Source organism: Citrobacter sp. BIDMC107, from assembly GCF_001037575.1.
In the GTDB taxonomy this organism is placed as follows: domain Bacteria; phylum Pseudomonadota; class Gammaproteobacteria; order Enterobacterales; family Enterobacteriaceae; genus Citrobacter; species Citrobacter freundii.
Genome location: NZ_KQ089848.1, coordinates 947,597 through 973,568 on the forward strand (window position 1 = coordinate 947,597; position 25,972 = coordinate 973,568).

The 25,972-nt window shown below is 52.9% G+C and carries 24 protein-coding genes and 7 tRNA genes; 28 read left to right on the forward strand and 3 right to left on the reverse strand.

Annotated features, from left to right (window positions below; genetic code table 11):
• The first annotated feature begins 33 nt into the window (after window positions 1–33).
• The 8 genes from SK39_RS04530 (at window position 34) to SK39_RS04565 (ending at window position 1,435) form a co-directional block, all read left to right on the forward strand.
• A tRNA-Met gene (locus tag SK39_RS04530) sits at window positions 34–110 on the forward strand.
• 9 nt (window positions 111–119) lie between these two features.
• Window positions 120–204, forward strand: a tRNA-Leu gene (locus tag SK39_RS04535).
• A 23-nt stretch (window positions 205–227) separates the two neighbouring features.
• Window positions 228–302, forward strand: a tRNA-Gln gene (locus SK39_RS04540).
• A gap of 37 nt (window positions 303–339) precedes the next feature.
• Window positions 340–414 (forward strand) — tRNA-Gln (locus tag SK39_RS04545).
• A 21-nt stretch (window positions 415–435) separates the two neighbouring features.
• Window positions 436–512, forward strand: a tRNA-Met gene (locus SK39_RS04550).
• A 43-nt stretch (window positions 513–555) separates the two neighbouring features.
• Window positions 556–630: transfer RNA gene (locus SK39_RS04555), tRNA-Gln, on the forward strand.
• A gap of 36 nt (window positions 631–666) precedes the next feature.
• Window positions 667–741: transfer RNA gene (locus SK39_RS04560), tRNA-Gln, on the forward strand.
• A 121-nt stretch (window positions 742–862) separates the two neighbouring features.
• A complete protein-coding gene (locus SK39_RS04565) occupies window positions 863–1,435 on the forward strand; it encodes a hypothetical protein (RefSeq protein ID WP_048216702.1) in 573 nt (190 codons plus the stop codon).
• 5 nt (window positions 1,436–1,440) lie between these two features.
• Here SK39_RS04565 and ubiF read toward each other — a convergent pair whose 3' ends face one another.
• Complete coding sequence (gene ubiF / locus SK39_RS04570) at window positions 1,441–2,616, reverse strand: 3-demethoxyubiquinol 3-hydroxylase (RefSeq protein ID WP_048216703.1); 1,176 nt, start codon at window positions 2,614–2,616, stop codon at window positions 1,441–1,443.
• Window positions 2,617–2,761: 145 nt separating this feature from the next.
• On the opposite strand from ubiF, the gene miaB reads away from it, so the two are divergent.
• The 10 genes from miaB to rihA all read left to right on the forward strand — a co-directional run bounded on the left by miaB (window position 2,762) and on the right by rihA (window position 13,183).
• The gene (gene miaB, locus SK39_RS04575; RefSeq protein WP_003847380.1) at window positions 2,762–4,192 is read left to right on the forward strand and encodes a tRNA (N6-isopentenyl adenosine(37)-C2)-methylthiotransferase MiaB; all 1,431 of its coding nucleotides are present in this window, start codon (window positions 2,762–2,764) and stop codon (window positions 4,190–4,192) included.
• A 206-nt stretch (window positions 4,193–4,398) separates the two neighbouring features.
• On the forward strand, window positions 4,399–5,445 hold the full coding sequence (locus tag SK39_RS04580) for a PhoH family protein (RefSeq protein WP_003022776.1): 1,047 nt from the start codon (window positions 4,399–4,401) through the stop codon (window positions 5,443–5,445).
• Window positions 5,442–5,915, forward strand: coding sequence for an rRNA maturation RNase YbeY (ybeY, locus tag SK39_RS04585; protein ID WP_048216704.1), 474 nt, complete (start codon window positions 5,442–5,444; stop codon window positions 5,913–5,915). Before SK39_RS04580 ends, ybeY begins: the two co-directional genes overlap by 4 nt.
• Before the next feature lie 157 nt (window positions 5,916–6,072).
• On the forward strand, window positions 6,073–6,951 hold the full coding sequence (gene corC / locus SK39_RS04590) for a CNNM family magnesium/cobalt transport protein CorC (RefSeq protein WP_003847383.1): 879 nt from the start codon (window positions 6,073–6,075) through the stop codon (window positions 6,949–6,951).
• Between the two features lie 24 nt (window positions 6,952–6,975).
• Window positions 6,976–8,514, forward strand: a complete 1,539-nt coding sequence (gene lnt / locus SK39_RS04595) for an apolipoprotein N-acyltransferase (protein WP_003847385.1) — start codon at window positions 6,976–6,978, stop codon at window positions 8,512–8,514.
• Between the two features lie 409 nt (window positions 8,515–8,923).
• Complete coding sequence (gene gltI, locus SK39_RS04600) at window positions 8,924–9,832, forward strand: glutamate/aspartate ABC transporter substrate-binding protein GltI (RefSeq protein WP_003022762.1); 909 nt, start codon at window positions 8,924–8,926, stop codon at window positions 9,830–9,832.
• A 159-nt stretch (window positions 9,833–9,991) separates the two neighbouring features.
• Window positions 9,992–10,732, forward strand: a complete 741-nt coding sequence (gene gltJ / locus SK39_RS04605; protein WP_003022759.1) for a glutamate/aspartate ABC transporter permease GltJ — start codon at window positions 9,992–9,994, stop codon at window positions 10,730–10,732.
• Complete coding sequence (gltK, locus tag SK39_RS04610; RefSeq protein ID WP_003022757.1) at window positions 10,732–11,406, forward strand: glutamate/aspartate ABC transporter permease GltK; 675 nt, start codon at window positions 10,732–10,734, stop codon at window positions 11,404–11,406. The genes gltJ and gltK overlap by 1 nt, the downstream gene beginning before the upstream one ends.
• A complete protein-coding gene (gene gltL, locus SK39_RS04615; RefSeq protein ID WP_003022754.1) occupies window positions 11,406–12,131 on the forward strand; it encodes a glutamate/aspartate ABC transporter ATP-binding protein GltL in 726 nt (241 codons plus the stop codon). The genes gltK and gltL overlap by 1 nt, the downstream gene beginning before the upstream one ends.
• Window positions 12,132–12,247: 116 nt before the next feature.
• Complete coding sequence (rihA, locus tag SK39_RS04620) at window positions 12,248–13,183, forward strand: pyrimidine-specific ribonucleoside hydrolase RihA (protein WP_016149782.1); 936 nt, start codon at window positions 12,248–12,250, stop codon at window positions 13,181–13,183.
• A gap of 96 nt (window positions 13,184–13,279) precedes the next feature.
• Here rihA and SK39_RS04625 read toward each other — a convergent pair whose 3' ends face one another.
• A complete protein-coding gene (locus SK39_RS04625) occupies window positions 13,280–13,762 on the reverse strand; it encodes a zinc ribbon-containing protein (protein WP_003022748.1) in 483 nt (160 codons plus the stop codon).
• A 235-nt stretch (window positions 13,763–13,997) separates the two neighbouring features.
• On the opposite strand from SK39_RS04625, the gene leuS reads away from it, so the two are divergent.
• Genes leuS through nadD form a run of 4 tightly spaced genes read left to right on the forward strand, consistent with a single transcriptional unit; the run spans window position 13,998 to window position 18,868 of the window.
• Window positions 13,998–16,580 (forward strand): leucine--tRNA ligase, encoded by a 2,583-nt coding sequence (gene leuS, locus SK39_RS04630; RefSeq protein WP_016149781.1) that lies wholly within the window; start codon window positions 13,998–14,000, stop codon window positions 16,578–16,580.
• A 14-nt stretch (window positions 16,581–16,594) separates the two neighbouring features.
• Window positions 16,595–17,194, forward strand: a complete 600-nt coding sequence (gene lptE, locus SK39_RS04635; RefSeq protein WP_016149780.1) for an LPS assembly lipoprotein LptE — start codon at window positions 16,595–16,597, stop codon at window positions 17,192–17,194.
• On the forward strand, window positions 17,194–18,225 hold the full coding sequence (holA, locus tag SK39_RS04640) for a DNA polymerase III subunit delta (protein ID WP_048216705.1): 1,032 nt from the start codon (window positions 17,194–17,196) through the stop codon (window positions 18,223–18,225). The genes lptE and holA overlap by 1 nt, the downstream gene beginning before the upstream one ends.
• Window position 18,226: 1 nt before the next feature.
• A complete protein-coding gene (nadD, locus tag SK39_RS04645) occupies window positions 18,227–18,868 on the forward strand; it encodes a nicotinate-nucleotide adenylyltransferase (RefSeq protein WP_003022738.1) in 642 nt (213 codons plus the stop codon).
• Here nadD and cobD read toward each other — a convergent pair.
• The gene (cobD, locus tag SK39_RS04650) at window positions 18,843–19,937 is read right to left on the reverse strand and encodes a threonine-phosphate decarboxylase CobD (RefSeq protein ID WP_048216706.1); all 1,095 of its coding nucleotides are present in this window, start codon (window positions 19,935–19,937) and stop codon (window positions 18,843–18,845) included. The two genes, nadD and cobD, sit on opposite strands and share 26 nt — an antisense overlap.
• A gap of 96 nt (window positions 19,938–20,033) precedes the next feature.
• On the opposite strand from cobD, the gene SK39_RS04655 reads away from it, so the two are divergent.
• From SK39_RS04655 to rlpA, 6 genes are all read left to right on the forward strand, one after another.
• Window positions 20,034–20,645, forward strand: a complete 612-nt coding sequence (locus SK39_RS04655; protein WP_046669861.1) for an adenosylcobalamin/alpha-ribazole phosphatase — start codon at window positions 20,034–20,036, stop codon at window positions 20,643–20,645.
• A gap of 254 nt (window positions 20,646–20,899) precedes the next feature.
• Complete coding sequence (gene rsfS, locus SK39_RS04660) at window positions 20,900–21,217, forward strand: ribosome silencing factor (RefSeq protein WP_003022728.1); 318 nt, start codon at window positions 20,900–20,902, stop codon at window positions 21,215–21,217.
• A gap of 3 nt (window positions 21,218–21,220) precedes the next feature.
• Window positions 21,221–21,688: a 23S rRNA (pseudouridine(1915)-N(3))-methyltransferase RlmH gene (rlmH, locus tag SK39_RS04665; protein WP_003022725.1), complete on the forward strand. Its 468-nt coding sequence runs from the start codon at window positions 21,221–21,223 to the stop codon at window positions 21,686–21,688.
• Window positions 21,689–21,718: 30 nt separating this feature from the next.
• Entirely contained in the window at window positions 21,719–23,620 is a 1,902-nt protein-coding gene (mrdA, locus tag SK39_RS04670; RefSeq protein WP_003022722.1) for a peptidoglycan DD-transpeptidase MrdA, read from the forward strand.
• Window positions 23,621–23,622: 2 nt separating this feature from the next.
• The gene (gene mrdB, locus SK39_RS04675; RefSeq protein ID WP_003022718.1) at window positions 23,623–24,735 is read left to right on the forward strand and encodes a peptidoglycan glycosyltransferase MrdB; all 1,113 of its coding nucleotides are present in this window, start codon (window positions 23,623–23,625) and stop codon (window positions 24,733–24,735) included.
• 10 nt (window positions 24,736–24,745) lie between these two features.
• A complete protein-coding gene (gene rlpA, locus SK39_RS04680; RefSeq protein WP_048216707.1) occupies window positions 24,746–25,855 on the forward strand; it encodes an endolytic peptidoglycan transglycosylase RlpA in 1,110 nt (369 codons plus the stop codon).
• Window positions 25,856–25,972: the final 117 nt, after the last annotated feature.

Sequence of the window (25,972 nt, forward strand, 5' to 3'; positions counted from 1 at the left end):
GCAACGCCGATAAGGTTACGCGAAAAAAAAGATGGCTACGTAGCTCAGCTGGTTAGAGCACATCACTCATAATGATGGGGTCACAGGTTCGAATCCCGTCGTAGCCACCATCTTTTTTTGCGGGAGTGGCGAAATTGGTAGACGCACCAGATTTAGGTTCTGGCGCCGCAAGGTGTGCGAGTTCAAGTCTCGCCTCCCGCACCATTCACCCGTAAGCGTTGCACGGATGGGGTATCGCCAAGCGGTAAGGCACCGGTTTTTGATACCGGCATTCCCTGGTTCGAATCCAGGTACCCCAGCCATTTTTTCTTCGATATAGCGGTTCACCGCAACGGTCATTGGGGTATCGCCAAGCGGTAAGGCACCGGTTTTTGATACCGGCATTCCCTGGTTCGAATCCAGGTACCCCAGCCATCGAAGAATATGATAGTATCTGGCTACGTAGCTCAGCTGGTTAGAGCACATCACTCATAATGATGGGGTCACAGGTTCGAATCCCGTCGTAGCCACCATATTAAGGACGTATCGACTCGTTCGGTAAATCCAAAAAATTGTTGGGGTATCGCCAAGCGGTAAGGCTCTGGTTTCTGATACCAGCATTCCGAGGTTCGAATCCTCGTACCCCAGCCAATTTCAAAAAGTCGTCCACTTTGTGGGTGCACCCGTTGGGGTATCGCCAAGCGGTAAGGCTCTGGTTTCTGATACCAGCATTCCGAGGTTCGAATCCTCGTACCCCAGCCATATTAAAAAAGCTCGCTTCGGCGAGCTTTTTGCTTTTATAAAATCCTAAAAACACCCTCTCCTGCACAAGCGCCCAAAAGCTTAATGCTAGAATGCCTTTTTTGCACAAAAGGAGCTTGTGATGAATTATCAGATTTTCCCTCTGTTTTTCATGCGAATAACTGCCCTGTTGTTTTTTCTTCTCGCGGTTGGTCTCAGCTTTATCGGCATTTCGTCACTGATAACCTACTTCGTTCTGATTGGCATCGTATTCCCGGTTATTGTGTCAATGCATCTTCACCGACTTAATGAAGCCGGTACGGCCTTAACGCTGACGGAGAATACTCAGTGGATGGTCTATATCCACGGCTTTCCCGCTCAGGAACAGCGATCTGTACTGAAAAATCCCTGCTTCTTTTCACAAGCACGGCTTCGCCAGTTTTTTATCTATGGGTTTAGCGGCAAGCTCTGCCTGCAAATTGCCTGTATTGCCATACTGGCGCATGATTATGCCAATGGGGGAAATACGGTTGCGGCGCTGTTTGTGCTGGCTTGCCTGCTCATCTTCGCAGGTATTAGCACCAGAGCTTTGTATTGCGTTGCCACTCATCAATGGCAATGTGAACCCCTGACAACCAACACCGGAAGTGTTTGGTATCAGGGGTTCTTTCCAGGTAAGGAAGGTAGAGAAACTCTGTTTTCGCGCCTGGTTTAACGGCACTACAACCCTAACGCATACTTCAGTGCCTGACGTTTCAGTACGCCAGCGCGCTCTGCGGCCATGAGCCCGAGATTACGCATGATACGCAGCGGCTGCAGGTTATTGCTGAATCCGGCGTAGAACAGATCCATACCGCTTTGCATGATGAAATTGTCAGTCATACGGCGATTCTGATAACGCTTGAGCACCGGCTGACTGGCCCAGGATTCACCGTAGCTGCGCGCATTCACCAGCACATCAATCAACGCATCGACATCACGAAAACCCAGATTAACGCCCTGCCCCGCCAGTGGGTGAATGGTATGCGCGGCATCACCTACCAGCGCCAGCCCCGGTTGCACATACTGCAGCGCATGACGACGCGTAAGTGGGAATGCCCCCGCCGCCACAGGCGTAACGTTACCGAGTCGTGAAGGGAAATGTTTAGCGATCTCCGCCTGCAGTTGCGGCATATTTAGCGCTTGCAATTGGCGGATGCGAGCTGGTGAGTCGTACCACACCAGCGAGGCCCAGTTATCGAACAACGGTAAAAACGCGCGCGGACCGTCAGGGGTAAATTGCTGCCAGGTGCTGTCTCCCGGCGAATGCTCGCATTGCACGGTAATCAACATACAGGACTGCGCATACTGCCAGGCATGAATGCCAATCCCAGCCATTTTCCGCACCTGAGAATTTGCACCATCCGCACCGATAACCAGCTTCGCGCTGATTTTTTCACCGTCTGCCAGTTCAAGTTCATGCCGATCGTGATGTTGATGCAAAGAGAGAAGCGACGCCGGCACACGCAGCGTAACTTTAGGGTGATCTTCCAGCGCCTGCCAGAGCGCCTGTTGCAGGACCGTGTTCTCCACCATATAGCCCAACAGAGGCAGCTTGAGCTCGGCGGCATCAAACATCACATGGGCATTTTCCCATTCCCACGTTTCCAGACGACGGTAAGGATGGCTACGCATTCCCTGAACCGTATCCCAGACGCCCAGCCCTTTCAGCAACGACACGGAGGCGGAGCTAATGGCCGAAATTCTGACATCAGGCTGTCCGCCAGCAACAAACGGCGCAGGAGCGGCATGTTCAATCACCGTTACCGAAAATCCATGCTGCGCCAGTCCCAGCGCCAGCGCGCCGCCGACCATCCCCCCGCCGACAATGGCAATTTCCGTTGGTTGATTTGTCATGGTCAATTTTCCAGTTACATGTATTGTGTAAGTTTACAGGATTTTTTACCCCTTGAGGCTGACATCCGTCATACTGGTCACAACCGCGCCAAAGCAGTACACTATGCGCCCTGCATTTCAGCCACAATTTCGCAAGAGCAAGTCGATGACCAAAAAACTCCATATTAAAACCTGGGGCTGTCAGATGAACGAATACGATTCATCGAAGATGGCCGATCTGCTGGATGCCACTCATGGGTATCAACTGACTGACGTGGCGGAAGAAGCGGATGTGCTGCTGCTGAATACCTGCTCAATCCGTGAGAAGGCTCAGGAAAAAGTGTTCCATCAACTGGGCCGCTGGAAACTGTTAAAAGAGAAAAATCCCAAGCTCATCATTGGGGTCGGTGGCTGTGTTGCATCTCAGGAAGGCGATCATATTCGCCAGCGCGCGCATTACGTCGATATTATTTTTGGGCCGCAAACGCTGCATCGCCTGCCGGAAATGATCAACAAAGTGCGTGGAAGCACGACCCGTAGCCCGGTGGTTGATATCAGTTTCCCGGAGATCGAAAAGTTCGACCGCCTGCCGGAACCGCGTGCTGAAGGTCCAAGCGCGTTTGTGTCCATCATGGAAGGTTGTAATAAATATTGTACTTACTGCGTGGTTCCCTACACCCGCGGTGAGGAAGTCAGCCGTCCGGCGGATGATATTCTGTTTGAAATCGCCCAGCTGGCAGCCCAAGGCGTGCGTGAAGTGAACCTGCTGGGGCAAAACGTGAACGCCTGGCGTGGTGAAAACTACGACGGCACGATCGGATCCTTTGCCGATCTGCTGCGTCTGGTAGCAGCAATCGACGGCATTGATCGTATCCGCTTCACCACCAGCCATCCGATCGAATTCACCGATGATATCGTTGAAGTTTATCGCGATACGCCAGAGCTGGTGAGCTTCCTGCACCTGCCGGTACAGAGCGGCTCAGACCGCGTACTGAACCTGATGGGACGTACCCACACGGCGCTGGAATACAAAGCGATCATCCGCAAACTGCGCGATGCGCGTCCGGATATCCAGATTAGCTCCGACTTCATCGTTGGCTTCCCAGGTGAAACCACGCAGGATTTCGAGCAGACCATGAAGCTGATCGCTGACGTCAATTTTGACATGAGCTACAGCTTTATCTTCTCTGCGCGTCCTGGCACCCCTGCCGCCGATATGGTTGATGACGTACCAGAAGAAGAGAAGAAACAGCGTCTGTACATTCTACAGGAGCGTATTAACCAGCAAGCTATGGCCTGGAGCCGTCGTATGGTTGGTACGACCCAGCGCATCCTGGTTGAAGGCACATCGCGTAAGAGCATTATGGAACTGTCAGGGCGTACCGAAAATAACCGCGTGGTGAACTTTGAAGGTACCCCGGATATGGTCGGTAAGTTTGTGGATGTTGAAATTACCGATGTCTGGACGAACTCCCTGCGCGGCAAAGTGGTGCGTACCGAAGACGAAATGGGCCTGCGCATCGCAGAATCCCCTGAATCGGTCATTGCGCGTACCCGCAAAGAAAACGATCTGGGTGTTGGTATTTATCAGCCTTAATCCTGCAGAAAGACGTAAAAAAGGCCCGATACCGCTACACTTATCGGGCCTACACTTCTGGGCTCGCTGTCCCGGCGGGCCTTGTAATCAGCCCTGGCATCCCCATATTTATTGCAATGCTTGCGCCTTTCCCCCATGGCGTGAATAATTTCCTTAGATGCCGGTAAATGTTCAGCGTCCGGCGAGACATGCATAAGAGGAACAGTTTGAACATAGACACTCGCGAAATCACCCTTGAACCCGCAGACAACGCCCGCCTGTTGAGCCTTTGCGGCCCATTTGATGACAACATCAAACAGCTGGAACGTCGCCTCGGCATCGAAATTAACCGCCGTGATAACCACTTTAAACTGACCGGCCGCCCAATTTGCGTCACCGCTGCGGCAGATATTTTACGTAGTCTGTACGTCGATACCGCCCCAATGCGCGGTCAGACGCAGGACATCGAGCCTGAACAAATTCATCTGGCGATCAAAGAAGCGCGTGTGCTTGAGCAAAGCGCAGACAGCGTGCCTGAATTTGGCAAAGCGGTGAACATCAAAACCAAGCGCGGGGTAATTAAGCCGCGTACGCCGAACCAGGCACAGTACATTGCGAATATCCTCGATCACGACATCACCTTCGGCGTTGGCCCTGCGGGTACGGGTAAAACGTATCTCGCTGTTGCCGCTGCGGTTGATGCGCTTGAGCGTCAGGAGATCCGTCGTATTCTGCTGACCCGTCCGGCAGTGGAAGCGGGCGAAAAACTGGGATTCCTGCCGGGGGATCTCAGCCAGAAAGTCGATCCCTATTTACGACCGCTGTATGACGCGCTGTTCGAAATGCTCGGTTTTGAGAAGGTTGAAAAGCTGATTGAACGTAACGTCATTGAAGTTGCACCGCTGGCCTATATGCGCGGACGTACACTCAACGATGCGTTCATCATTCTTGATGAGAGCCAGAACACCACCATCGAACAGATGAAAATGTTCCTGACCCGTATCGGCTTTAACTCCAAAGCGGTTATCACCGGCGATATCACCCAGATTGACCTGCCGCGTAGCACCAAGTCCGGTCTGCGTCATGCCATTGAAGTGCTGGCTGAGGTCGACGAGATTAGTTTTAATTTCTTCCATAGCGAAGACGTGGTTCGCCATCCGGTGGTGGCTCGTATCGTCACGGCGTATGAAGCCTGGGAAGAAGCAGAACAGAAACGTAAAGCCGAGCAGGCTGCAGAACGCAAGCGCGAAGCTCAGGAGCAGGAACAAAAATGAGTCAGGTTATTCTCGATTTACAGCTGGCATGTGAAGACGAATCCGGTTTACCCACAGAAAGTCAGTTTCAGGGGTGGCTGGATGCGGTGCTCCCGCAGTTTCAGGAAGAGTCTGAAGTAACCATTCGTCTGGTCGATGACGCGGAAAGCCATGAGCTCAACCTGACCTATCGCGGGAAAGATAAATCCACCAACGTGCTCTCTTTCCCGTTTGAAGCCCCGCCGGGCATTGAGATGCCGCTGCTGGGTGATTTGATCATCTGCCGTCAGGTCGTCGAGAAAGAAGCGCAGGAACAAGGTAAGCCGCTTGAGGCCCACTGGGCGCACATGGTGGTGCACGGAAGCTTGCATTTACTCGGCTACGACCATATTGAAGACGATGAAGCGGAAGAAATGGAATCCCTCGAAACAGAGATTATGCTTGCTCTGGGCTATGAGGATCCGTACATTGCCGAGAAGATTGCAGAATAGTAGCTTGCCGGATGGCGCCGCTTGAGCCTTATCCGGCCTACATTCATGCCTTTCGTAGGCCTGATAAGCGTTGCGCATCAGGCAAAACATGCCGTCAACAGCTGAGTATACGCATGACGCGCTTTGTATTAACTAACATGAGAACCCATACGACGCCATGAGCGACGACAATTCACACAGTAGTGACACCTTAAACAGCAAAAAGGGATTTTTTTCCCTGTTACTGAGCCAACTTTTCCACGGTGAACCGAAAAACCGCGACGAACTGTTGGAGCTGATCCGTGATTCCGGGCAAAACGACCTTATCGATGAAGATACGCGCGATATGCTCGAAGGGGTAATGGATATTGCGGACCAACGCGTGCGCGACATCATGATCCCTCGCTCTCAGATGATTACCCTGAAACGCAACCAGACCCTGGATGAATGTCTCGATGTCATTATCGAGTCTGCTCACTCGCGTTTCCCGGTGATTAGCGAAGACAAGGATCACATTGAAGGGATTCTGATGGCCAAAGATTTGCTGCCGTTTATGCGCAGCGATGCCGAAGCCTTCAGCATGGAGAAAGTGTTACGCCAGGCGGTTGTCGTACCTGAAAGCAAGCGGGTTGACCGCATGCTGAAAGAGTTCCGCTCCCAGCGTTATCATATGGCTATCGTCATCGACGAGTTTGGCGGTGTCTCAGGTCTGGTGACCATTGAGGACATCCTTGAACTGATTGTCGGTGAAATTGAAGATGAGTACGACGAAGAAGACGATATTGATTTCCGTCAGCTCAGTCGCCACACCTGGACTATTCGCGCGCTGGCATCGATTGAAGACTTCAACGAAGCTTTCGGGACCCACTTTAGCGACGAAGAAGTCGATACCATTGGCGGGCTGGTCATGCAGGCCTTTGGTCATCTGCCCGCGCGTGGGGAAACTATCGACATTGATGGTTACCAGTTTAAAGTGGCAATGGCCGACAGCCGCCGTATTATTCAGGTTCATGTCAGAATTCCGGACGACTCACCCCAGCCAAAACTGGACGAATAAACCCGAAACTGGATCTAAGACTACATGGCATTTGCCCCATTAATTGAACGCCAGCGCATTCGCCTGCTGCTGGCGTTGTTATTCGGTGCCTGCGGGACACTGGCTTTCTCACCGTATGACATCTGGCCCGCTGCGATTGTTTCGCTGATGGGCCTGCAGGCTCTCACCTTCAACCGCCGTCCGCTCCAGTCTGCCGCTATCGGCTACTTCTGGGGACTGGGACTGTTTGGCTCAGGCATCAACTGGGTTTACGTCAGTATCGCGCAGTTTGGCGGTATGCCCGGCCCGGTTAACATTTTCCTCGTGGTTCTGCTTGCCGCATACCTTTCCCTCTACACCGGTCTGTTTGCCGGCGTGTTGGCGCGCTTGTGGCCGAAAACCACCTGGCTACGGGTGGCAATTGCCGCGCCGGTAGTCTGGCAAATCACGGAATTCCTGCGCGGTTGGGTACTGACCGGCTTCCCGTGGTTGCAGTTCGGTTATAGCCAGATCGACGGTCCGTTAAAGGGGCTGGCGCCGGTAATGGGCGTTGAGGCGATTAACTTCCTGCTGATGATGGTTAGCGGCCTGTTGGCGCTAGCGCTGGTGACACGTAACTGGAAGCCGCTGGTTGCCGCACTCGTGCTCTTTGCTCTGCCTTTTCCACTGCGCTATATCCAGTGGTACACGCTTGAGCCGGAAAAAACCACCCAGGTCTCGATGGTGCAGGGCGACATTCCGCAGTCGCTTAAATGGGATGAAGGTCAGTTACTCAACACCCTGAAGATTTATCTCGACGCCACCCAACCCGAGATGGGCAAATCACAGCTAATCATCTGGCCAGAATCCGCTATTCCGGATCTGGAAATTAACCAGCAGCGTTTTCTGAGCATGATGGATGACCTGCTGAAATCGAAAAACAGCACACTGATTACCGGTATCGTGGACGCGCGTCTGAACAAGCAGAATCGTTACGACACCTACAACACCATCATCACACTGGGTAAAGATAGTCCATACAGCTACGACTCCAGCAACCGCTACAACAAAAACCATCTGGTACCGTTTGGCGAGTTTGTCCCGCTGGAATCAATCCTGCGCCCGCTGGCGCCGTTCTTTGACCTGCCAATGTCATCGTTCAGCCGTGGGCCTTATGTGCAGCCGCAGCTGCATGCGCACGGCTTTAAGCTGACGGCTGCCATTTGCTACGAAATCATTCTTGGCGAACAGGTTCGGGATAACTTCCGTCCGGATACGGACTACCTGCTGACTATCTCCAACGATGCCTGGTTTGGTAAGTCCATTGGACCGTGGCAGCACTTCCAGATGGCGCGGATGCGTTCCCTTGAGCTGGCGCGCCCCCTGTTGCGTAGCACCAACAATGGTATTACGGCGGTGATTGGTCCCCAGGGTGAGATTCAGGCGATGATCCCGCAGTTTACCCGTCAGGTTCTGACCACCAGCGTGACGCCAACCACTGGCCTGACCCCTTATGCCCGTACCGGTAACTGGCCGCTCTGGCTGCTGACCGCACTGTTTGGCTTTGGTGCGGTGGTAATGAGCCTGCGCCAACGTCGCAAATAAAACAGTGCCCCATCAACTTCATGCCGGATAAGGCGGTACGCCGCCATCCGGCAGTTGTGCAGCATCTTGCCTGATGGCGCTACGCTTATCAGGCCAACTCCCCTCCAAAAGACCATTCTGGCACGTCTATTGCTTTGTTCTACAAGGCAAACGCTGTTTTGGCTGAATGTGCAACCTGGTCGCACCAAAGTTGAGCGCCGGTAGCACCTGAAAAGTGCAACAAGATATTTTTGCCCCCAAATGGTGCGGCGCACTTCGCAAAAATAAACAATAACACAGCAAATTCTTTACATTCATCCAAACTAAATGTTAACAAACACATACAAGACTGCACGTTTTAGTAGCAAACAATAACAACATCACAATGGGTATCAATGCGTCCCTGGCGCAGACGATAAAGGAGTTGGATATGCAATTACGTAAGCTCGCCACTGCCATGCTGGTCATGGGAATGTCCGCCGGTCTGGCGCACGCAGAAGACGCAGCACCCGCGGCAGGCAGCACGCTGGATAAGATCGCCAAAAATGGCGTGATCGTGGTCGGTCACCGTGAATCATCGGTACCGTTTTCTTACTACGATAATCAGCAAAAAGTGGTCGGTTATTCACAGGATTACTCCAACGCGATCGTTGAAGCGGTGAAGAAAAAGCTGAACAAGCCCGATCTGCAGGTAAAACTGATCCCGATTACTTCACAAAACCGTATCCCGCTGCTGCAAAACGGCACCTTCGACTTTGAATGTGGATCCACCACCAACAACGTCGAGCGTCAGAAACAAGCAGCCTTCTCTGACACCATTTTCGTTGTCGGTACCCGTCTGCTGGCGAAAAAAGGCGGCGACGTCAAAGATTTCGCTGACCTGAAAGGCAAAGCCGTGGTCGTGACTTCAGGTACCACCTCAGAAGTGCTGCTGCACAAGCTGAACGAAGAACAAAAAATGGACATGCGCATTATCAGCGCGAAAGACCACGGTGACTCTTTCCGTACTCTGGAAAGCGGTCGCGCCGTTGCCTTTATGATGGATGACGCCCTGCTGGCTGGCGAACGCGCGAAAGCGAAGAAACCAGACAACTGGGAGATCGTTGGCAAGCCACAGTCTCAGGAAGCTTACGGCTGCATGCTGCGCAAAGATGACCCTGAGTTCAAAAAGCTGATGGATGACACTATCGCCAAGGCGCAGACCTCAGGCGAAGCTGAGAAATGGTTTGATAAGTGGTTTAAAAATCCAATTCCACCGAAGAACCTGAACATGAATTTCGAACTGTCAGATGAGATGAAAGCCCTGTTCAAAGAACCGAATGATAAAGCGCTTAACTAACTAAAATAAATGGGAGGCTTCCCCTCCCTCTCGATTGCTACTCGGCACGGACAGACTATAAGCCTGATGGTCGTTCCCCATCAGGCCTGAAAACCGCAAAACGCCGAATAACAATCTTCGAGGGTAGCGCTGCTACCCTTTTTTTTCTGGAGTAGATTTATGTCTATAGACTGGAACTGGGGTATTTTTTTACAACAGGCCCCGTTCGGCAACACCACCTATCTCGGCTGGCTCTGGAGTGGTTTCCAGGTCACGGTCGCGTTATCTATCACCGCCTGGATTATCGCTTTCCTCATAGGCTCTTTATTCGGCATCTTACGTACCGTCCCAAATCGTTTCCTTTCCGGGATCGGCACGCTATACGTTGAGCTGTTTCGTAACGTTCCGCTCATCGTTCAGTTCTTTACCTGGTATCTGGTCATTCCTGAACTGCTGCCGGAAAACATTGGCATGTGGTTCAAGTCGGAACTGGATCCCAACATTCAGTTCTTCCTCTCATCCATGCTTTGTCTGGGGCTGTTTACCGCCGCGCGCGTCTGTGAGCAGGTTCGCGCAGCGATTCAGTCCCTGCCTCGCGGGCAGAAAAACGCCGCGCTGGCGATGGGGCTGACTTTGCCGCAGGCCTACCGCTATGTGCTGCTGCCAAACGCATACCGCGTGATTGTTCCGCCAATGACCTCAGAGATGATGAACCTGGTGAAGAACTCCGCGATCGCCTCTACCATCGGCCTGGTCGATATGGCGGCGCAGGCGGGAAAACTATTGGATTACTCCGCCCACGCATGGGAGTCGTTTACCGCCATCACGCTGGCCTACGTCCTGATTAACGCCGTCATCATGCTGGTGATGAATCTCGTCGAACGCAAAATCCGCCTGCCTGGCAATTTGGGAGGCAAATAATGTACGAATTTGACTGGAGTTCTATCGTCCCTTCCCTGCCGTATCTGCTGGACGGGCTGATCATCACCCTGAAAATCACCGTTACGGCGGTCGTCATTGGTATTGTCTGGGGAACCATCCTTGCAGTAATGCGTCTGTCCAGCTTCGCACCGATTGCCTGGTTTGCGAAAGGCTACGTCAACGTATTTCGTTCTATTCCGCTGGTCATGGTGCTGCTGTGGTTCTACCTGATTGTGCCCGGCTTTTTGCAAAACGTACTGGGTCTGTCGCCTAAAACCGATATTCGCCTGATCTCAGCGATGGTCGCATTTTCGATGTTTGAAGCTGCGTACTATTCCGAGATTATCCGTGCCGGTATCCAGAGTATTTCTCGTGGGCAATCCAGCGCCGCGCTGGCGCTGGGGATGACACACTGGCAGTCGATGAAGCTGATCATTCTGCCACAGGCATTCCGCGCGATGGTACCACTGCTGCTGACCCAGGGCATCGTACTGTTCCAGGATACCTCGCTGGTCTATGTATTGAGTCTGGCAGACTTCTTCCGTACCGCCTCCACCATTGGCGAGCGTGACGGCACACAGGTTGAAATGATCCTGTTTGCTGGCGCCGTTTATTTTGTATTCAGTCTGAGCGCATCGTTGTTGGTCAGCTATTTGAAGAAAAGGACAGTTTAATGATTACCCTGAAAAATGTTTCTAAATGGTATGGTCACTTTCAGGTGCTGACCGACTGCTCCACGGAAGTGAAAAAAGGTGAAGTGGTGGTGGTCTGCGGCCCGTCAGGTTCAGGTAAATCAACGCTTATCAAAACGGTGAACGGGTTGGAGCCGGTACAACAGGGCGTCATTACCGTTGATGGTACCGTGGTGAATGATAAAAAAACCGATCTGGCCAAACTGCGCTCTCGTGTTGGTATGGTGTTCCAGCACTTTGAACTGTTCCCACATCTGTCGATCATTGAGAACCTGACTCTGGCGCAGGTAAAAGTGCTTAAGCGCGATAAAAAGCCGGCCCGCGACAAAGCGCAAAAGTTACTGGAACGCGTTGGCCTGTCGGCACATGCCGAGAAGTTCCCGGCCCAACTCTCCGGGGGCCAGCAACAGCGTGTCGCTATCGCCCGGGCACTATGTATGGATCCTATCGCCATGCTGTTTGACGAACCGACATCGGCGCTTGATCCTGAAATGATCAACGAAGTACTGGACGTTATGGTTGAACTGGCCAATGAAGGGATGACCATGATGGTGGTGACCCATGAAATGGGCTTTGCGCGTAAAGTAGCGAACCGGGTGATCTTCATGGATGAAGGGAAAATTGTTGAAGACTCACCGAAAGAAGAGTTCTTCGCTAATCCGAAATCGGACCGCGCCAAAGACTTCCTCGCGAAAATCCTGCACTAATCTTGCTGGCGCGCATCTCCATGTGCGCGCCACCTCACGCTTTATCCCTTCGCCTCTCGAAACACATACAGCCCAGCGTTAACCTTGTCACAAAGTCCCACTTACAAGGAGCAACAATGGCACTTCCGATCCTGTTTGATTGCGATCCAGGTCATGACGACGCTATCGCAATTGTACTCGCCCTCGCCTCACCTGAACTGGATGTGAAAGCGATAACCTCGTCAGCCGGGAATCAGACTCCCGACAAAACGCTGCGTAACGTATTGCGCATGCTGACGTTGCTCAAGCGTACGGATATTCCCGTCGCCGGTGGCGCTGTGAAACCACTGATGCGCGATCTGATTATCGCCGATAACGTCCATGGCGAGAGTGGGCTGGATGGTCCGGCGCTGCCGGAACCCACTTTTGCTCCACAAGACTGTACCGCTGTGGAACTGATGGCGAAAACCCTGCGTGAAAGCCCAGAACCGATGACGATTGTCTCCACCGGCCCGCAAACTAACGTGGCATTGCTACTGAATAGCCATCCTGAGCTGCACGCCAAAATCGACCGTATCGTGATTATGGGTGGTGCAATGGGCCTCGGAAACTGGACACCCGCCGCCGAGTTCAACATCTTTGTGGATCCCGAAGCCGCGGAGATCGTATTCCAGTCGGGTATTCGGGTGGTGATGGCTGGTCTGGACGTGACGCATAAAGCGCAAATACATCGTGAAGATACCGAACGGTTCCGCGCTATTGGCAATCCTGTTTCAACGATCGTTGCTGAACTACTCGATTTCTTCTTTGAATATCACAAAGACGAAAAATGGGGATTCATCGGCGCACCGCTGCATGACCCATGTACCATTGCCTGGCTGCTGAAACCTGAACTGTTTACCACCGTTGAACGCTGGGTTGGCGTGGAAACTCAGGGGAAATATACCCAGGGAATGACCGTGGTGGACTACTACTTCCTGAGCGGCAATAAGCCAAACGCCACCGTGATGGTAGATGTTGATCGCCAGGGGTTTGTCGATTTGCTGGCAGAACGGCTGAAGTTTTACGCATAATACACGCCGGATGGCGCTAACGCTTATCCGGCCTACAAAATCGTGCAATTTGTAGGCCGGAGAAGACGCTTTGCGTCGCCATCCGGCAATAAGCAATTACGGTTCAAACGGTCGGCGCTGAAACTGATCGTGTCCGCATTTCGGACACAGCGGCAGCACATCCGGGGTGTAAACCGCTAAATGGAAGTGGCACTTCTCGCAGACCAGATTACCTAATCCGACCACCTCGCCGCTGTGATAAACACCGTGATGACTGAGGTCCTGGAACACTTCGCGCCATTCGAGCTGCGTTTTATCGGTAATATCGGCCAGTTCCTGCCAGATACTCTCCTTGATAACCCGCATAAAGACGCTGTCTGTCTCCTCATCGAGACTTTCTTCATAGCTCAGAGCAAACTCTTCCAGGTCACGTCTGACGGCCCGAGTGAGCTCTTCCACCTCGGTTCGCGTTAACTCCCCGGTCTGCATAACTCGTTGACGCGCCTGCTCCACCAACGCATCGATATCGCGTTCGCCATTACGCAGACGTTCGCTCAGTGAAGCTACCAGTTCACGGTAATATTGAGCAACCTTGTTCATCGCTTCGCCTCCTGGGTCGTTAACTGTCTATAATAATAGACGTTATTTACACTACGCTTTGCAAGACTGTCCACAGAGTGTGTAAATTCGTGCAAGAATTATCCTTGCGGGAATTCAACGCTGAATGCGCGAAAGGCTGTTTTGGCGCGGGCGTTTGGGCTATGCTATGCGGATCTGAAACACCACATCTAGAGCTACGTTTGTAGCTGTATTGAAAACAGGACCACTGGCTGCCATGCAAGAGCAATACCGCCCGGAAGAGATAGAATCCAAAGTACAGCTTCACTGGGATGAGAAGCGCACATTTGAAGTTACCGAAGACGAGAGCAAAGAGAAGTATTACTGCCTGTCTATGCTTCCCTATCCTTCTGGTCGACTACACATGGGCCACGTACGTAACTACACCATCGGTGACGTGATCGCCCGCTACCAGCGCATGCTGGGCAAAAACGTACTGCAGCCAATTGGCTGGGATGCGTTCGGTCTGCCAGCAGAAGGTGCTGCGGTTAAAAACAACACCGCGCCGGCACCGTGGACGTACGACAACATCGCATACATGAAAAACCAGCTCAAAATGCTGGGTTTCGGTTACGACTGGAGCCGTGAGCTGGCGACCTGCACCCCGGAATATTACCGTTGGGAACAGAAATTCTTCACCGAACTGTACAAAAAAGGCCTGGTGTACAAGAAAACGTCTGCGGTCAACTGGTGCCCGAATGACCAGACCGTACTGGCGAACGAACAGGTTATCGACGGATGCTGCTGGCGTTGTGATACCAAAGTCGAGCGTAAAGAGATCCCGCAGTGGTTCATCAAAATTACCGCTTACGCTGACGAACTGCTGCGTGACCTGGATAACCTGGATCACTGGCCTGACACCGTGAAAACGATGCAGCGCAACTGGATTGGCCGTTCTGAAGGCGTAGAAATCACCTTCGATGTGAACGATTACGACAACACGCTGACCGTTTACACAACCCGTCCGGACACCTTTATGGGTGCGACCTATCTGGCCGTTGCCGCAGGTCACCCGCTGGCGCAGAAAGCCGCTGCAAATAACCCGGAACTAGCCGCCTTCATTGACGAATGCCGCAACACCAAGGTTGCTGAAGCCGAAATGGCAACCATGGAGAAGAAAGGCGTCGACACGGGCTTTAAAGCCGTTCACCCGCTGACTGGCGAAGAGATCCCGGTTTGGGCAGCAAACTTCGTCCTGATGGAATACGGTACGGGCGCAGTCATGGCCGTTCCGGGCCACGATCAGCGCGATTACGAGTTTGCGACTAAATATGGCCTGACCATCAAGCCAGTAATTCTGACCGCTGAAGGCGCAGAGCCGGATCTGTCCGAACAAGCTCTGACCGAAAAAGGGGTGCTGTTTAACTCCGGTGAGTTTGACGGCCTCGACTTCGAAGCAGCCTTCAATGCCATTGCTGACAAGCTGGTGTCTCTTGGCGTGGGTGAGCGTAAAGTGAACTACCGTCTGCGTGACTGGGGTGTTTCCCGTCAGCGTTACTGGGGCGCGCCGATTCCGATGGTGACATTGGAAGACGGTACCGTACTGCCGACGCCAGAAGACCAGTTGCCGGTTATTCTGCCGGAAGACGTGGTTATGGATGGTATTACCAGCCCAATCAAAGCCGATCCGGAGTGGGCAAAAACCACCGTTAACGGCATGCCTGCACTGCGCGAAACCGACACTTTCGATACTTTTATGGAATCCTCCTGGTACTACGCGCGCTACACCTGCCCGCAGTACAACGAAGGGATGCTGGATCCAGAAGCTGCAAACTACTGGCTTCCGGTTGATATCTACATTGGTGGTATTGAACACGCCATCATGCACCTGCTCTACTTCCGCTTCTTCCACAAGCTGATGCGCGATGCGGGTATGGTCAACTCTGACGAACCGGCTAAACAGCTGCTGTGCCAGGGTATGGTGCTGGCCGATGCGTTCTATTACGTTGGTGCAAACGGTGAGCGTAACTGGGTTTCTCCGGTTGATGCCATCGTTGAGCGCGACGAGAAAGGTCGTATCGTCAAAGCTCAGGACGCAGAAGGCCATGAACTGGTGTATACCGGCATGAGCAAAATGTCCAAGTCGAAAAATAACGGTATCGACCCGCAGGTTATGGTTGAACGTTACGGCGCCGACACCGTACGTCTGTTCATGATGTTCGCTTCTCCGGCTGATATGACGCTGGAATGGCAAGAATCCGGCGTTGAAGGGGCGAACCGCTTCCTGAAACGTGTCTGGAAGCTGGTTTACGAACATACCTCCAAAGGTGATGTAGCTGAACTGAACGTTGATGTGTTGAGCGAAGACCAAAAAGCGTTGCGTCGCGACGTGCATAAAACCATTGCTAAAGTGACCGATGATATTGGTCGTCGTCAGACCTTTAACACCGCAATTGCGGCGATTATGGAGCTGATGAACAAGCTGGCGAAAGCACCGCAGGAAGACGAGCAGGACCGCGCCCTGATGCAGGAAGCGCTGCTGGCCGTTGTACGCATGCTCAACCCGTTCACCCCACACGTTTGCTTCACGATGTGGCAGGCGCTGAAAGGCGAAGGCGATATCGACAATGCGCCGTGGCCGGTAGCTGACGAAGCCGCAATGGTTGAAGACTCGACGTTGGTTGTTGTTCAGGTGAACGGTAAAGTCCGTGGCAAAATTACCGTTCCGGTAAATGCCACTGAAGAGCAGGTTCGTGAACGTGCTGGCCAGGAGCATCTGGTGGCAAAATATCTTGATGGCGTTACCGTACGTAAAGTGATTTATGTACCGGGTAAACTCCTCAATCTGGTCGTTGGCTAAGCGCGGGAGGAAGCGTGCGACTTCTGACAACATTGTTGTTATCTCTGGCGGTGCTTGTCACCGCCGGGTGTGGCTGGCATCTGCGTAGTACTACGCAGGTTCCACCCTCAATGAAAACCATGATCCTGAACTCTGGCGATCCGAACGGCCCGTTAAGCCGTGCGGTCCGTAACCAGCTGCGTCTGAACGGTGTGACTCTGCTTGAAGACGGTACAATGCGTAAAGATGTGACGTCTTTACGTCTTGGCGCGGTCAGCATTTCGCAGGATACGGCGTCGGTATTCCAGAACGGTCAAACGGCTGAATACCAGATGGTGATGTCCGTAAGCGCTACCGTGCTGATTCCAGGACATGATATTTACCCTATCAGCGCAAAAGTTTATCGTTCGTTCTTTGACAACCCACAGGCTGCACTGGCGAAGGATAACGAGCAGGAGATGATCGTAAAAGAGATGTATGACAAAGCGGCTGAACAGTTAATTCGTAAGCTGCCAAGCATACATCTGGCTGATACTCTGTCATCCAATGCTGATGATGATGCTAAGCCAGCTGCGACAAAAGCCGCAGAGCCTGCGTCATCTCCGGCGCGTGTCTCCACCACGCTGGGTAACTGATGCTCAAGTTGTACCCTGAACAACTCCGCGCACAGCTCAATGAAGGGCTGCGCGCGGCGTATTTGCTCTTAGGTAACGATCCCCTCTTATTGCAGGAAAGCCAGGATGCCATCCGTCAGGCTGCTGCCACACAAGGGTTCGAAGAACACCACGCCTTCACTCTAGACAACAGCACCGACTGGGGAGAGATTTTTTCACTCTGCCAGGCGATGAGCCTGTTTGCCAACCGTCAAACCCTGCTCCTGCAACTGCCTGAAAATGCCCCCAATGCCGCCATTAACGAACAGCTCGCTTCACTCGTCACACTGCTACATAACGACCTGCTGCTGATTGTTCGTGGTAACAAGCTGACTAAAGCGCAGGAAAACGCCGCATGGTATACCGGACTTGCCAATAATGCGGTGCAGGTCAGCTGCCAGACGCCGGAGCAAGCACAGCTCCCACGTTGGGTCGCCGCGAGGGCTAAACTCAATAACCTGCAACTGGATGACGCAGCCAATCAGCTGTTGTGCTATTGCTATGAAGGTAACCTGTTAGCACTGGCGCAAGCACTGGAACGGTTAGCATTGCTTTGGCCTGATGGCAAACTAACGCTGCCTCGCGTAGAAAAAGCCGTTAACGATGCGGCGCACTTTACCCCGTTCCACTGGGTGGATGCGCTGCTGATGGGCAAAAGCAAACGCGCGCTGCACATTCTGCAACAGCTACGTCTGGAAGGCAGTGAGCCGGTTATTTTGCTGCGTACTATACAGCGTGAATTGCTGTTGCTGGTCAACCTAAAACGGCAGTCGGCGAATACCCCCTTGCGCACGTTGTTTGATAAACACCGGGTGTGGCAAAATCGCCGAGGCATGATGGGTGATGCGCTAAACCGGCTGAACCCGGCACAGCTGCGTCAGGCGGTAACGCTGTTAACGCGTACGGAAATTACGCTTAAACAAGACTATGGTCAGTCAGTGTGGGCGGAACTTGAGGGACTGTCCCTTTTGCTCTGCCATAAATCACTGGCCGATGTTTTTATTGATGGTTGATATGAAATCATTGCAAGCTCTGTTCGGCGGCACCTTTGATCCGGTGCATTATGGTCATCTTAAACCGGTTGAAATTCTGGCGAATCTGATTGGTCTTTCCCGGGTCATCATCATGCCCAATAACGTGCCGCCGCATCGTGCGCAGCCTGAAGCGTCCGGTGAGCAACGTAAGCGCATGGTTGAACTGGCCATTGCTGATAAACCGCTGTTTTCCCTGGATGAACGCGAACTGAAACGCGACACGGCCTCCTACACCGCGCAAACGCTAAAAGAGTGGCGCGAGGAACAAGGCCCGAATGTGCCGTTAGCGTTTATCATTGGTCAGGATTCGCTGCTGACCTTCCCTTCCTGGCACGACTACCACACGATTCTGGATAATACCCATCTCATCGTATGCCGACGTCCAGGTTATCCTCTCGAAATGACGCAGGAAAAGCACCAGCAATGGCTGGAAGATCACCTGACTCATTCGCCGGATGACCTGCACAACCTGCCTTGCGGGAAAATCTACCTGGCCGAAACGCCGTGGTTCAACATCTCCGCCACGCTCATTCGCGAGCGCCTGGAAAAAGGCGAGCCGTGCGACGACCTGATGCCAGGCGCAGTGCTTGACTATATCAATCAGCAGGGGTTGTATCGCTAAGCGTGTTGTTTAATGCCGCCAGCAGGCGGTCATTTTCTTCCTGACTGCGAACAGCAACTCGGTAATAACGCGCGTCCAACCCAGGGTAATTGGCACAACTGCGAATCAAGACATGCTGTTCCAGCAACATCCGTTGCAAATCAATATCCGCGCGATCGCAGCGTAATAAACGATAATTTGCCTGGCCGGGATACACCTTCAGGCCAGGCAGGTTTTGTAGCTGTTGCTCAAACCGCGCACCCTCTTGTTCCAGCCATTTCCACGTCGCCTGCTGATAAGCGCTGTCGCGTAAAATAATCTCGCCAGCCAGAGCAGCAAACGCATTAATTGACCACGGCATTTGTCGGCTGCGCATTTGTACAACGGCCTGCTCGTTACTGTTAACCAGATACCCCAGACGCAGCCCCGGTATCGCATAGAACTTGGTGAGCGAGCGCAGCACCCAAATATGCGGGTTATCCCGAAGTAGCGGAATAAACCCCGGCTCCCCGGCAATAAAATCGATAAACGCTTCATCAAGGATCAGATTGATCCCAAGCCGCTCACAACGTGAGGCAATCTCACGTAGCAGGCGGTTATCCGGTAGTAACCCGGTGGGGTTGTTGGGCGTGCAGAGAAACAGGCAGTCCAGCTCTGAGGTTAACGCATCGAGGATCGCATCGGTAAGCTGCCAGCCATCGTCTTCGCGCAGCGCAAACTCATGGATCGTACAGTCTCCCCATTGCAGCGCCCGACGATATTCAGCAAACCCAGGCGTCACGATCATCGCGTGACGTGGCTTCAGGCCATCTACCAGGGTAAAAATAGACTCGGTCTCACCGTTTCCGGCCAGGATCCACGAGGCCGGAATCTGATGATGCTCCGCCAGCGCTGCATGCAGTTGCGCGTAATCGACATCCGGGTAACGCTCCGCGCAGTCCATATTGTCGATAATTGCGCGTTTTAAAGCTGCTGGCATACCCAGCGGATTAATATTCGCGCTAAAATCCAGCAATTGCTCAGGCGAGACGCCCAACAGTTCGGCGGCTTCTCGGGTATTACCACCATGCGCGCTCTTCAATAAAGACATCGTGCCGCTCCACGTAAAAAAAGGTATTTTAGTGAAAAATCTCTGCGCAATCAGGGCAAACATCATGTTTTGTGCGAATAACCCCAAGAGGAAAAAATGAGACTCTGGTTGGTACGTCATGGCGAAACCGAAGCCAACGTCGCGGGTTTATATAGCGGACACGCTCCCACACCACTAACAGAACGGGGAATAGCTCAGGCGCAAACGCTGAGTACGCTGTTACGCAATGTGCCTGTCGACAACGTTCTGTGCAGCGAGCTGGAGCGCGCTCGCCATACAACGCAGTTGATCTTAGGCGATCGCGAGATTCCTGTGCGTAAGATGCCTGAGCTCAATGAGATGTTTTTTGGCGACTGGGAAATGCGCCACCATCGAGATCTGGCGCGCGAAGACGCCGAAAACTACGCCGTGTGGTGTAACGACTGGCAGAACGCGACGCCCACTAATGGCGAAGGTTTTCAGGCATTTTCCATGCGAGTGGAACGCTTCATTGCTCAACTCGATGATTACAAAATGTGCCAAAACCTGCTGGTGGTGAGCCATCAGGGTGTACTGAGCGTGTTGATCGCCCGTTTGTTGTCCATGCCGGCAGCAGCAATGTGGCATTTTCGCGTCGAACAAGGTTGCTGGAGCGCGATTGATTTTTGCGACGATTTTGCGGTTCTGAAAGTACTTAACAGCCGGGCTGTATGGCACGACGGAGAGTGAAAGCACTGTTTTTTCTGCCGAAGGGCTTCTCTCCCATTGACACCCCATGACAGGCTGTTATTCTCCGCAACCTGACTTTTCCCGCCCTTCAGAGCTTTGCAGAAATTGTTTTACAAAAATGGCGATGCATTCTGCGGCGTGGGGTGGGATGATAGCGCACTTCACAAGCGCTTTCGGAGACATTTGTCCCGATATCGCCTCTGGTTCAGGTATACTAACAGACGTTTTTAACTATTTTCACCCAGGGGGAACACTTGCAGGGTAAAGCACTTCAGGATTTTGTAATCGACAAAATTGATGACCTGAAAGGTCAAGACATCATCGCCTTAGACGTTCAGGGCAAATCCAGCATCACTGATTGCATGATTATCTGTACTGGCACGTCCAGCCGTCATGTAATGTCTATCGCAGACCACGTTGTTCAGGAGTCCCGCACTGCTGGTCTGCTGCCGCTCGGCGTAGAAGGCGAGAACGTCGCAGACTGGATCGTCGTTGACCTCGGCGATGTTATTGTCCACGTGATGCAGGAAGAAAGCCGTCGCCTGTATGAACTGGAAAAACTCTGGAGTTAATGCGTGAAGCTGCAACTTGTCGCTGTGGGTACGAAAATGCCTGACTGGGTGCAAACCGGTTTTACGGAGTATCTCCGTCGGTTTCCGAAAGATATGCCCTTTGAGCTGATCGAAATCCCGGCAGGAAAACGCGGCAAGAACGCGGATATTAAACGCATTCTCGACAAAGAGGGTGAACAGATGCTGGCTGCAGCAGGCAAAAACCGCATCGTCACCCTTGATATCCCTGGCAAACCCTGGGACACGCCGCAGCTGGCGACCGAACTGGAACGCTGGAAACTGGACGGTCGTGACGTCAGTTTGTTGATTGGTGGGCCGGAAGGTCTTTCTCCTGCCTGTAAAGCAGCAGCGGAACAAAGCTGGTCACTCTCAGCGTTAACCCTTCCTCACCCTCTTGTTCGGGTTCTGGTTGCGGAGAGTCTGTACAGGGCGTGGAGCATTACCACCAACCATCCTTATCACCGTGAGTGATCATTGATTCTTGAGTAGATTAAGCAGCGGATGAAACTACAGAATTCTTTTCGCGACTATTCGGCTGAGTCTGCGCTGTTTGTGCGCCGGGCGCTGGTCGCTTTTTTGGGGATTTTGCTGCTCACCGGCGTGCTGATCGCCAACCTTTATAATCTGCAAATCGTTCGCTTTACTGATTATCAGACTCGCTCGAACGAAAACCGCATCAAACTGGTGCCTATCGCCCCCAGTCGCGGCATCATTTATGACCGTAACGGAATTCCGCTCGCCCTTAACCGCACCATTTATCAGATAGAAATGATGCCAGAAAAGGTCGACAACGTTCAGGATACCCTCGACGCGCTGCGTAACGTCGTAGACCTGACGGACGATGACATTGCCGCCTTTAAAAAAGAGCGCGCCCGTTCACACCGTTTCACATCCATTCCGGTAAAAACTAACCTGAGTGAAGTTCAGGTCGCACGCTTTGCCGTTAATCAATATCGCTTTCCTGGCGTCGAAGTTAAAGGTTATAAACGCCGCTACTACCCCTACGGCTCTGCGCTGACCCATGTCATTGGCTACGTATCAAAAATCAACGATAAAGACGTAGACCGCCTGGACAAAGACGGCAAACTGGCTAACTACGCGGCGACGCACGACATCGGCAAGCTGGGTATTGAACGTTATTACGAAGATGTACTTCACGGCCAGACCGGTTATGAAGAGGTTGAAGTGAACAACCGCGGCCGCGTCATTCGCCAGCTGAAAGAAGTGGCGCCGCAGGCCGGGCACGATATCTATCTCACCCTCGATTTGAAACTCCAGCAGTACATTGAAACGCTGCTGGCGGGCAGTCGAGCCGCCGTGGTGGTTACCGACCCGCGTACCGGCGGCGTTCTCGCGCTGGTGTCCATGCCGAGCTACGACCCGAACCTGTTTGTCGATGGTATCTCCAGTAAAGATTACTCCGGGTTGCTCAATGACCCGAACACCCCATTGGTTAACCGCGCCACGCAGGGTGTTTACCCTCCTGCTTCGACAGTTAAACCTTACGTCGCGGTTTCTGCATTAAGTGCAGGTGTCATCACCCGCAATACTGGTCTGTTCGATCCAGGTTGGTGGCAATTACCGGGCTCTGAAAAACGTTACCGTGACTGGAAAAAATGGGGGCACGGCCATCTGAACATCACCCGTTCTCTGGAAGAGTCGGCGGATACGTTTTTCTATCAAATCGCCTATGATATGGGGATAGACCGACTTTCAGAGTGGATGAGCAAATTCGGCTACGGCAAATATACGGGTATCGATCTCGCTGAAGAACGCTCCGGCAATATGCCTACCCGCGAGTGGAAGCAAAAACGGTTTAAAAAGCCATGGTACCAGGGTGATACCATTCCGGTCGGCATCGGTCAGGGTTACTGGACTGCAACCCCAATCCAGATGAGTAAAGCGCTGATGATCCTTATCAACGACGGTTTGATAAAAGTTCCGCATCTGTTGATGAGCACGGCAGAAAATGGCAAGCAGGTTCCGTGGGTACAGCCGCACGAACCGCCCGTTGGTGATATTCATTCTGGATACTGGGAAATCGCGAAAGACGGCATGTACGGTGTAGCAAACCGCCCTAACGGTACTGCGCACAAGTATTTCGCTAGCGCGCCTTACAAAATTGCGGCGAAATCCGGTACTGCCCAGGTCTTTGGCCTGAAAGCCAATGAAACCTATAACGCGCACAAGATCGCCGAGCGCTTACGTGACCACAAGCTGATGACGGCCTTCGCACCCTATGATAAGCCCCAGGTTGCTGTCGCCATAATCCTTGAAAACGGTGGCGCGGGCCCGGCTGTGGGTACCATTATGCGCCAGATCCTTGACCACATTATGTTGGGCGACAACAACACCAATCTGCCTGCAGAAAACCCCGCGGTTGCAGCAGCGGAGGACCAATAATCGTGACGGATAATCCGAACAAAAAAACATTCTGGGACAAAATCCACATCGATCCCACGATGTTGCTTATTTTGCTGGCGCTGCTGGTTTACAGCTCGCTGGTCATCTGGAGTGCCAGCGGCCAGGATATCGGCATGATGGAGCGCAAGGTCGGCCAGATCGCAATGGGCCTGGTCATCATGGTGGTGATGGCGCAAATCCCGCCCCGGGTTTATGAAGGCTGGGCACCCTATCTCTATATTTTCTGCATCATCCTGTTGGTGGCGGTAGATGCCTTCGGCGCGATATCCAAAGGGGCGCAGCGCTGGCTGGATTTGGGTATTGTGCGTTTTCAGCCTTCCGAAATTGCCAAGATTGCCGTGCCGCTGATGGTCGCACGCTTCATCAACCGTGATGTTTGCCCGCCATCGCTAAAAAATACCGCCATTGCACTGGTGCTGATATTTATGCCCACCCTGCTGGTGGCCGCTCAGCCTGACCTCGGTACCTCAATACTGGTCGCCCTTTCCGGTCTGTTTGTTCTGTTCCTTTCTGGTTTAAGCTGGCGTTTAATCGGTGTTGCGGTGGTTCTGGTTGCGGCGTTTATCCCGATACTGTGGTTCTTCCTGATGCATGATTACCAGCGTCAGCGCGTCATGATGTTGCTCGATCCGGAAACCGATCCACTGGGTGCGGGTTATCATATTATTCAGTCTAAAATTGCTATTGGCTCCGGCGGTCTACGCGGCAAGGGCTGGCTGCACGGTACACAGTCGCAGCTTGAGTTTTTACCCGAACGTCACACGGACTTTATCTTCGCGGTACTAGCAGAAGAGCTGGGTCTGGTAGGGATCTTAATTCTGCTTGCGCTGTACATTTTGCTGATTATGCGCGGATTATGGATCGCTGCCCACGCGCAAACCACCTTTGGTCGCGTCATGGCAGGTGGTTTAATGTTGATATTATTCGTTTATGTCTTCGTAAATATTGGTATGGTGAGCGGTATTCTGCCCGTGGTTGGCGTTCCTCTCCCACTGGTCAGTTACGGAGGCTCGGCACTTATCGTGCTGATGGCCGGGTTCGGGATTGTTATGTCGATCCACACCCATAGAAAAATGTTGTCGAAAAGCGTGTAAGGGGTACGCAATGCGTAAGCAGTGGCTTGGTATCTGCATCGCAGCAGGAATGCTCGCGGCGTGTTCGAGTGATGATGGTCAGCAACAGGGTGCTGTCGCGCCGCAGCCTGCGGTGTGCAATGGTCCGATTGTTGAAATCAGCGGGGCCGATCCGCGCTTTGAACCCCTGAACCCAACGGCGAATCAGGACTATCAGCGTGATGGTAAGAGCTACAAAATCGTCCAGGATCCTTCCCGCTTTAGCCAGGCAGGACTTGCCGCTATCTATGATGCGGAACCCGGAAGCAACTTAACCGCGTCTGGTGAAGCGTTCGACCCGATGCAACTGACCGCAGCGCATCCCACGCTGCCAGTCCCAAGCTATGCCAGAGTAACTAACCTGGCAAACGGCAGGATGATTGTCGTGCGCATAAACGATCGCGGCCCTTATGGCAACGATCGCGTGATTTCACTTTCACGTGCAGCAGCAGACCGTCTGAATACCTCCAACAACACCAAAGTGCGTATCGACCCGATCATCGTCGCCCAGGATGGTTCATTGTCCGGTCCGGGTATGGCGTGTACGACAGTCGCAAAGCAAACCTATGCCCTGCCCGCGCGTCCTGATTTAAGCGGTGGCGGTAATATGGGAAGTATGCCTTCGCCATCGGATGCGGGTCAGCCGCAAGGCGATATTCGTCCGATCAGCAATTCCACGCTGAAAAGCGATGATCCAACCGGTGCGCCAGTGAACAGCGGTGGATTCCTCGGTGCGCCAACCACCCTCGCCGCAGGCGTGCTGGAAGGTAGCGAGCCGACTCCGGCTCCGCAACCGACCATCTCCGCACCGGCAACACCAACCGCACCAGCAGCAACATCAACCGCCGTCGCGGCACCAGCTCCAGCGGCAGTAGCCAACGGACGTTACGTGGTTCAGGTTGGCGCAGTCAGCGAGCAGTCGCGTGCGCAGCAGTATCAAAAACGTTTAAGCCAGCAGTTTGGCGTCCCGGGTCGGGTGGTACAAAATGGCGCAGTCTGGCGTATCCAGATGGGGCCGTTCGCCAGCAAAGCTGAAGCCTCCACATTGCAGCAGCGTCTTCAATCCGAGGCGCAATTACAGTCCTTCATCACCGGCGTGTAATAACGTAAATCAGGTATCTGAACTGTCAGTTTCTGTAAATGACATTAACAAAGTCACGCGGAAAGTCAGATGCCTGCCCGTTTTGCATTTGCTATAGTAGGGCACTTTTTTAAATTT

Excerpts from the sequence above, each read along its gene's own strand:
- SK39_RS04655 (WP_046669861.1), top strand. The coding sequence starts at position 20,034 with ATGAGACTCTGGTTGGTACGTCATGGCGAAACCGAAGCCAACGTCGCG.
- miaB (WP_003847380.1), top strand. The coding sequence starts at position 2,762 with ATGACCAAAAAACTCCATATTAAAACCTGGGGCTGTCAGATGAACGAA.
- lnt (WP_003847385.1), top strand. The coding sequence starts at position 6,976 with ATGGCATTTGCCCCATTAATTGAACGCCAGCGCATTCGCCTGCTGCTG.
- gltI (WP_003022762.1), top strand. The coding sequence starts at position 8,924 with ATGCAATTACGTAAGCTCGCCACTGCCATGCTGGTCATGGGAATGTCC.
- ubiF (WP_048216703.1), bottom strand. The coding sequence starts at position 2,616 with ATGACAAATCAACCAACGGAAATTGCCATTGTCGGCGGGGGGATGGTC.
- SK39_RS04625 (WP_003022748.1), bottom strand. The coding sequence starts at position 13,762 with ATGAACAAGGTTGCTCAATATTACCGTGAACTGGTAGCTTCACTGAGC.
- leuS (WP_016149781.1), top strand. The coding sequence starts at position 13,998 with ATGCAAGAGCAATACCGCCCGGAAGAGATAGAATCCAAAGTACAGCTT.
- corC (WP_003847383.1), top strand. The coding sequence starts at position 6,073 with ATGAGCGACGACAATTCACACAGTAGTGACACCTTAAACAGCAAAAAG.
- cobD (WP_048216706.1), bottom strand. The coding sequence starts at position 19,937 with ATGTCTTTATTGAAGAGCGCGCATGGTGGTAATACCCGAGAAGCCGCC.
- SK39_RS04565 (WP_048216702.1), top strand. The coding sequence starts at position 863 with ATGAATTATCAGATTTTCCCTCTGTTTTTCATGCGAATAACTGCCCTG.
- ybeY (WP_048216704.1), top strand. The coding sequence starts at position 5,442 with ATGAGTCAGGTTATTCTCGATTTACAGCTGGCATGTGAAGACGAATCC.
- nadD (WP_003022738.1), top strand. The coding sequence starts at position 18,227 with ATGAAATCATTGCAAGCTCTGTTCGGCGGCACCTTTGATCCGGTGCAT.
- gltL (WP_003022754.1), top strand. The coding sequence starts at position 11,406 with ATGATTACCCTGAAAAATGTTTCTAAATGGTATGGTCACTTTCAGGTG.
- holA (WP_048216705.1), top strand. The coding sequence starts at position 17,194 with ATGCTCAAGTTGTACCCTGAACAACTCCGCGCACAGCTCAATGAAGGG.
- gltJ (WP_003022759.1), top strand. The coding sequence starts at position 9,992 with ATGTCTATAGACTGGAACTGGGGTATTTTTTTACAACAGGCCCCGTTC.
- gltK (WP_003022757.1), top strand. The coding sequence starts at position 10,732 with ATGTACGAATTTGACTGGAGTTCTATCGTCCCTTCCCTGCCGTATCTG.
- rihA (WP_016149782.1), top strand. The coding sequence starts at position 12,248 with ATGGCACTTCCGATCCTGTTTGATTGCGATCCAGGTCATGACGACGCT.
- rlpA (WP_048216707.1), top strand. The coding sequence starts at position 24,746 with ATGCGTAAGCAGTGGCTTGGTATCTGCATCGCAGCAGGAATGCTCGCG.
- mrdA (WP_003022722.1), top strand. The coding sequence starts at position 21,719 with ATGAAACTACAGAATTCTTTTCGCGACTATTCGGCTGAGTCTGCGCTG.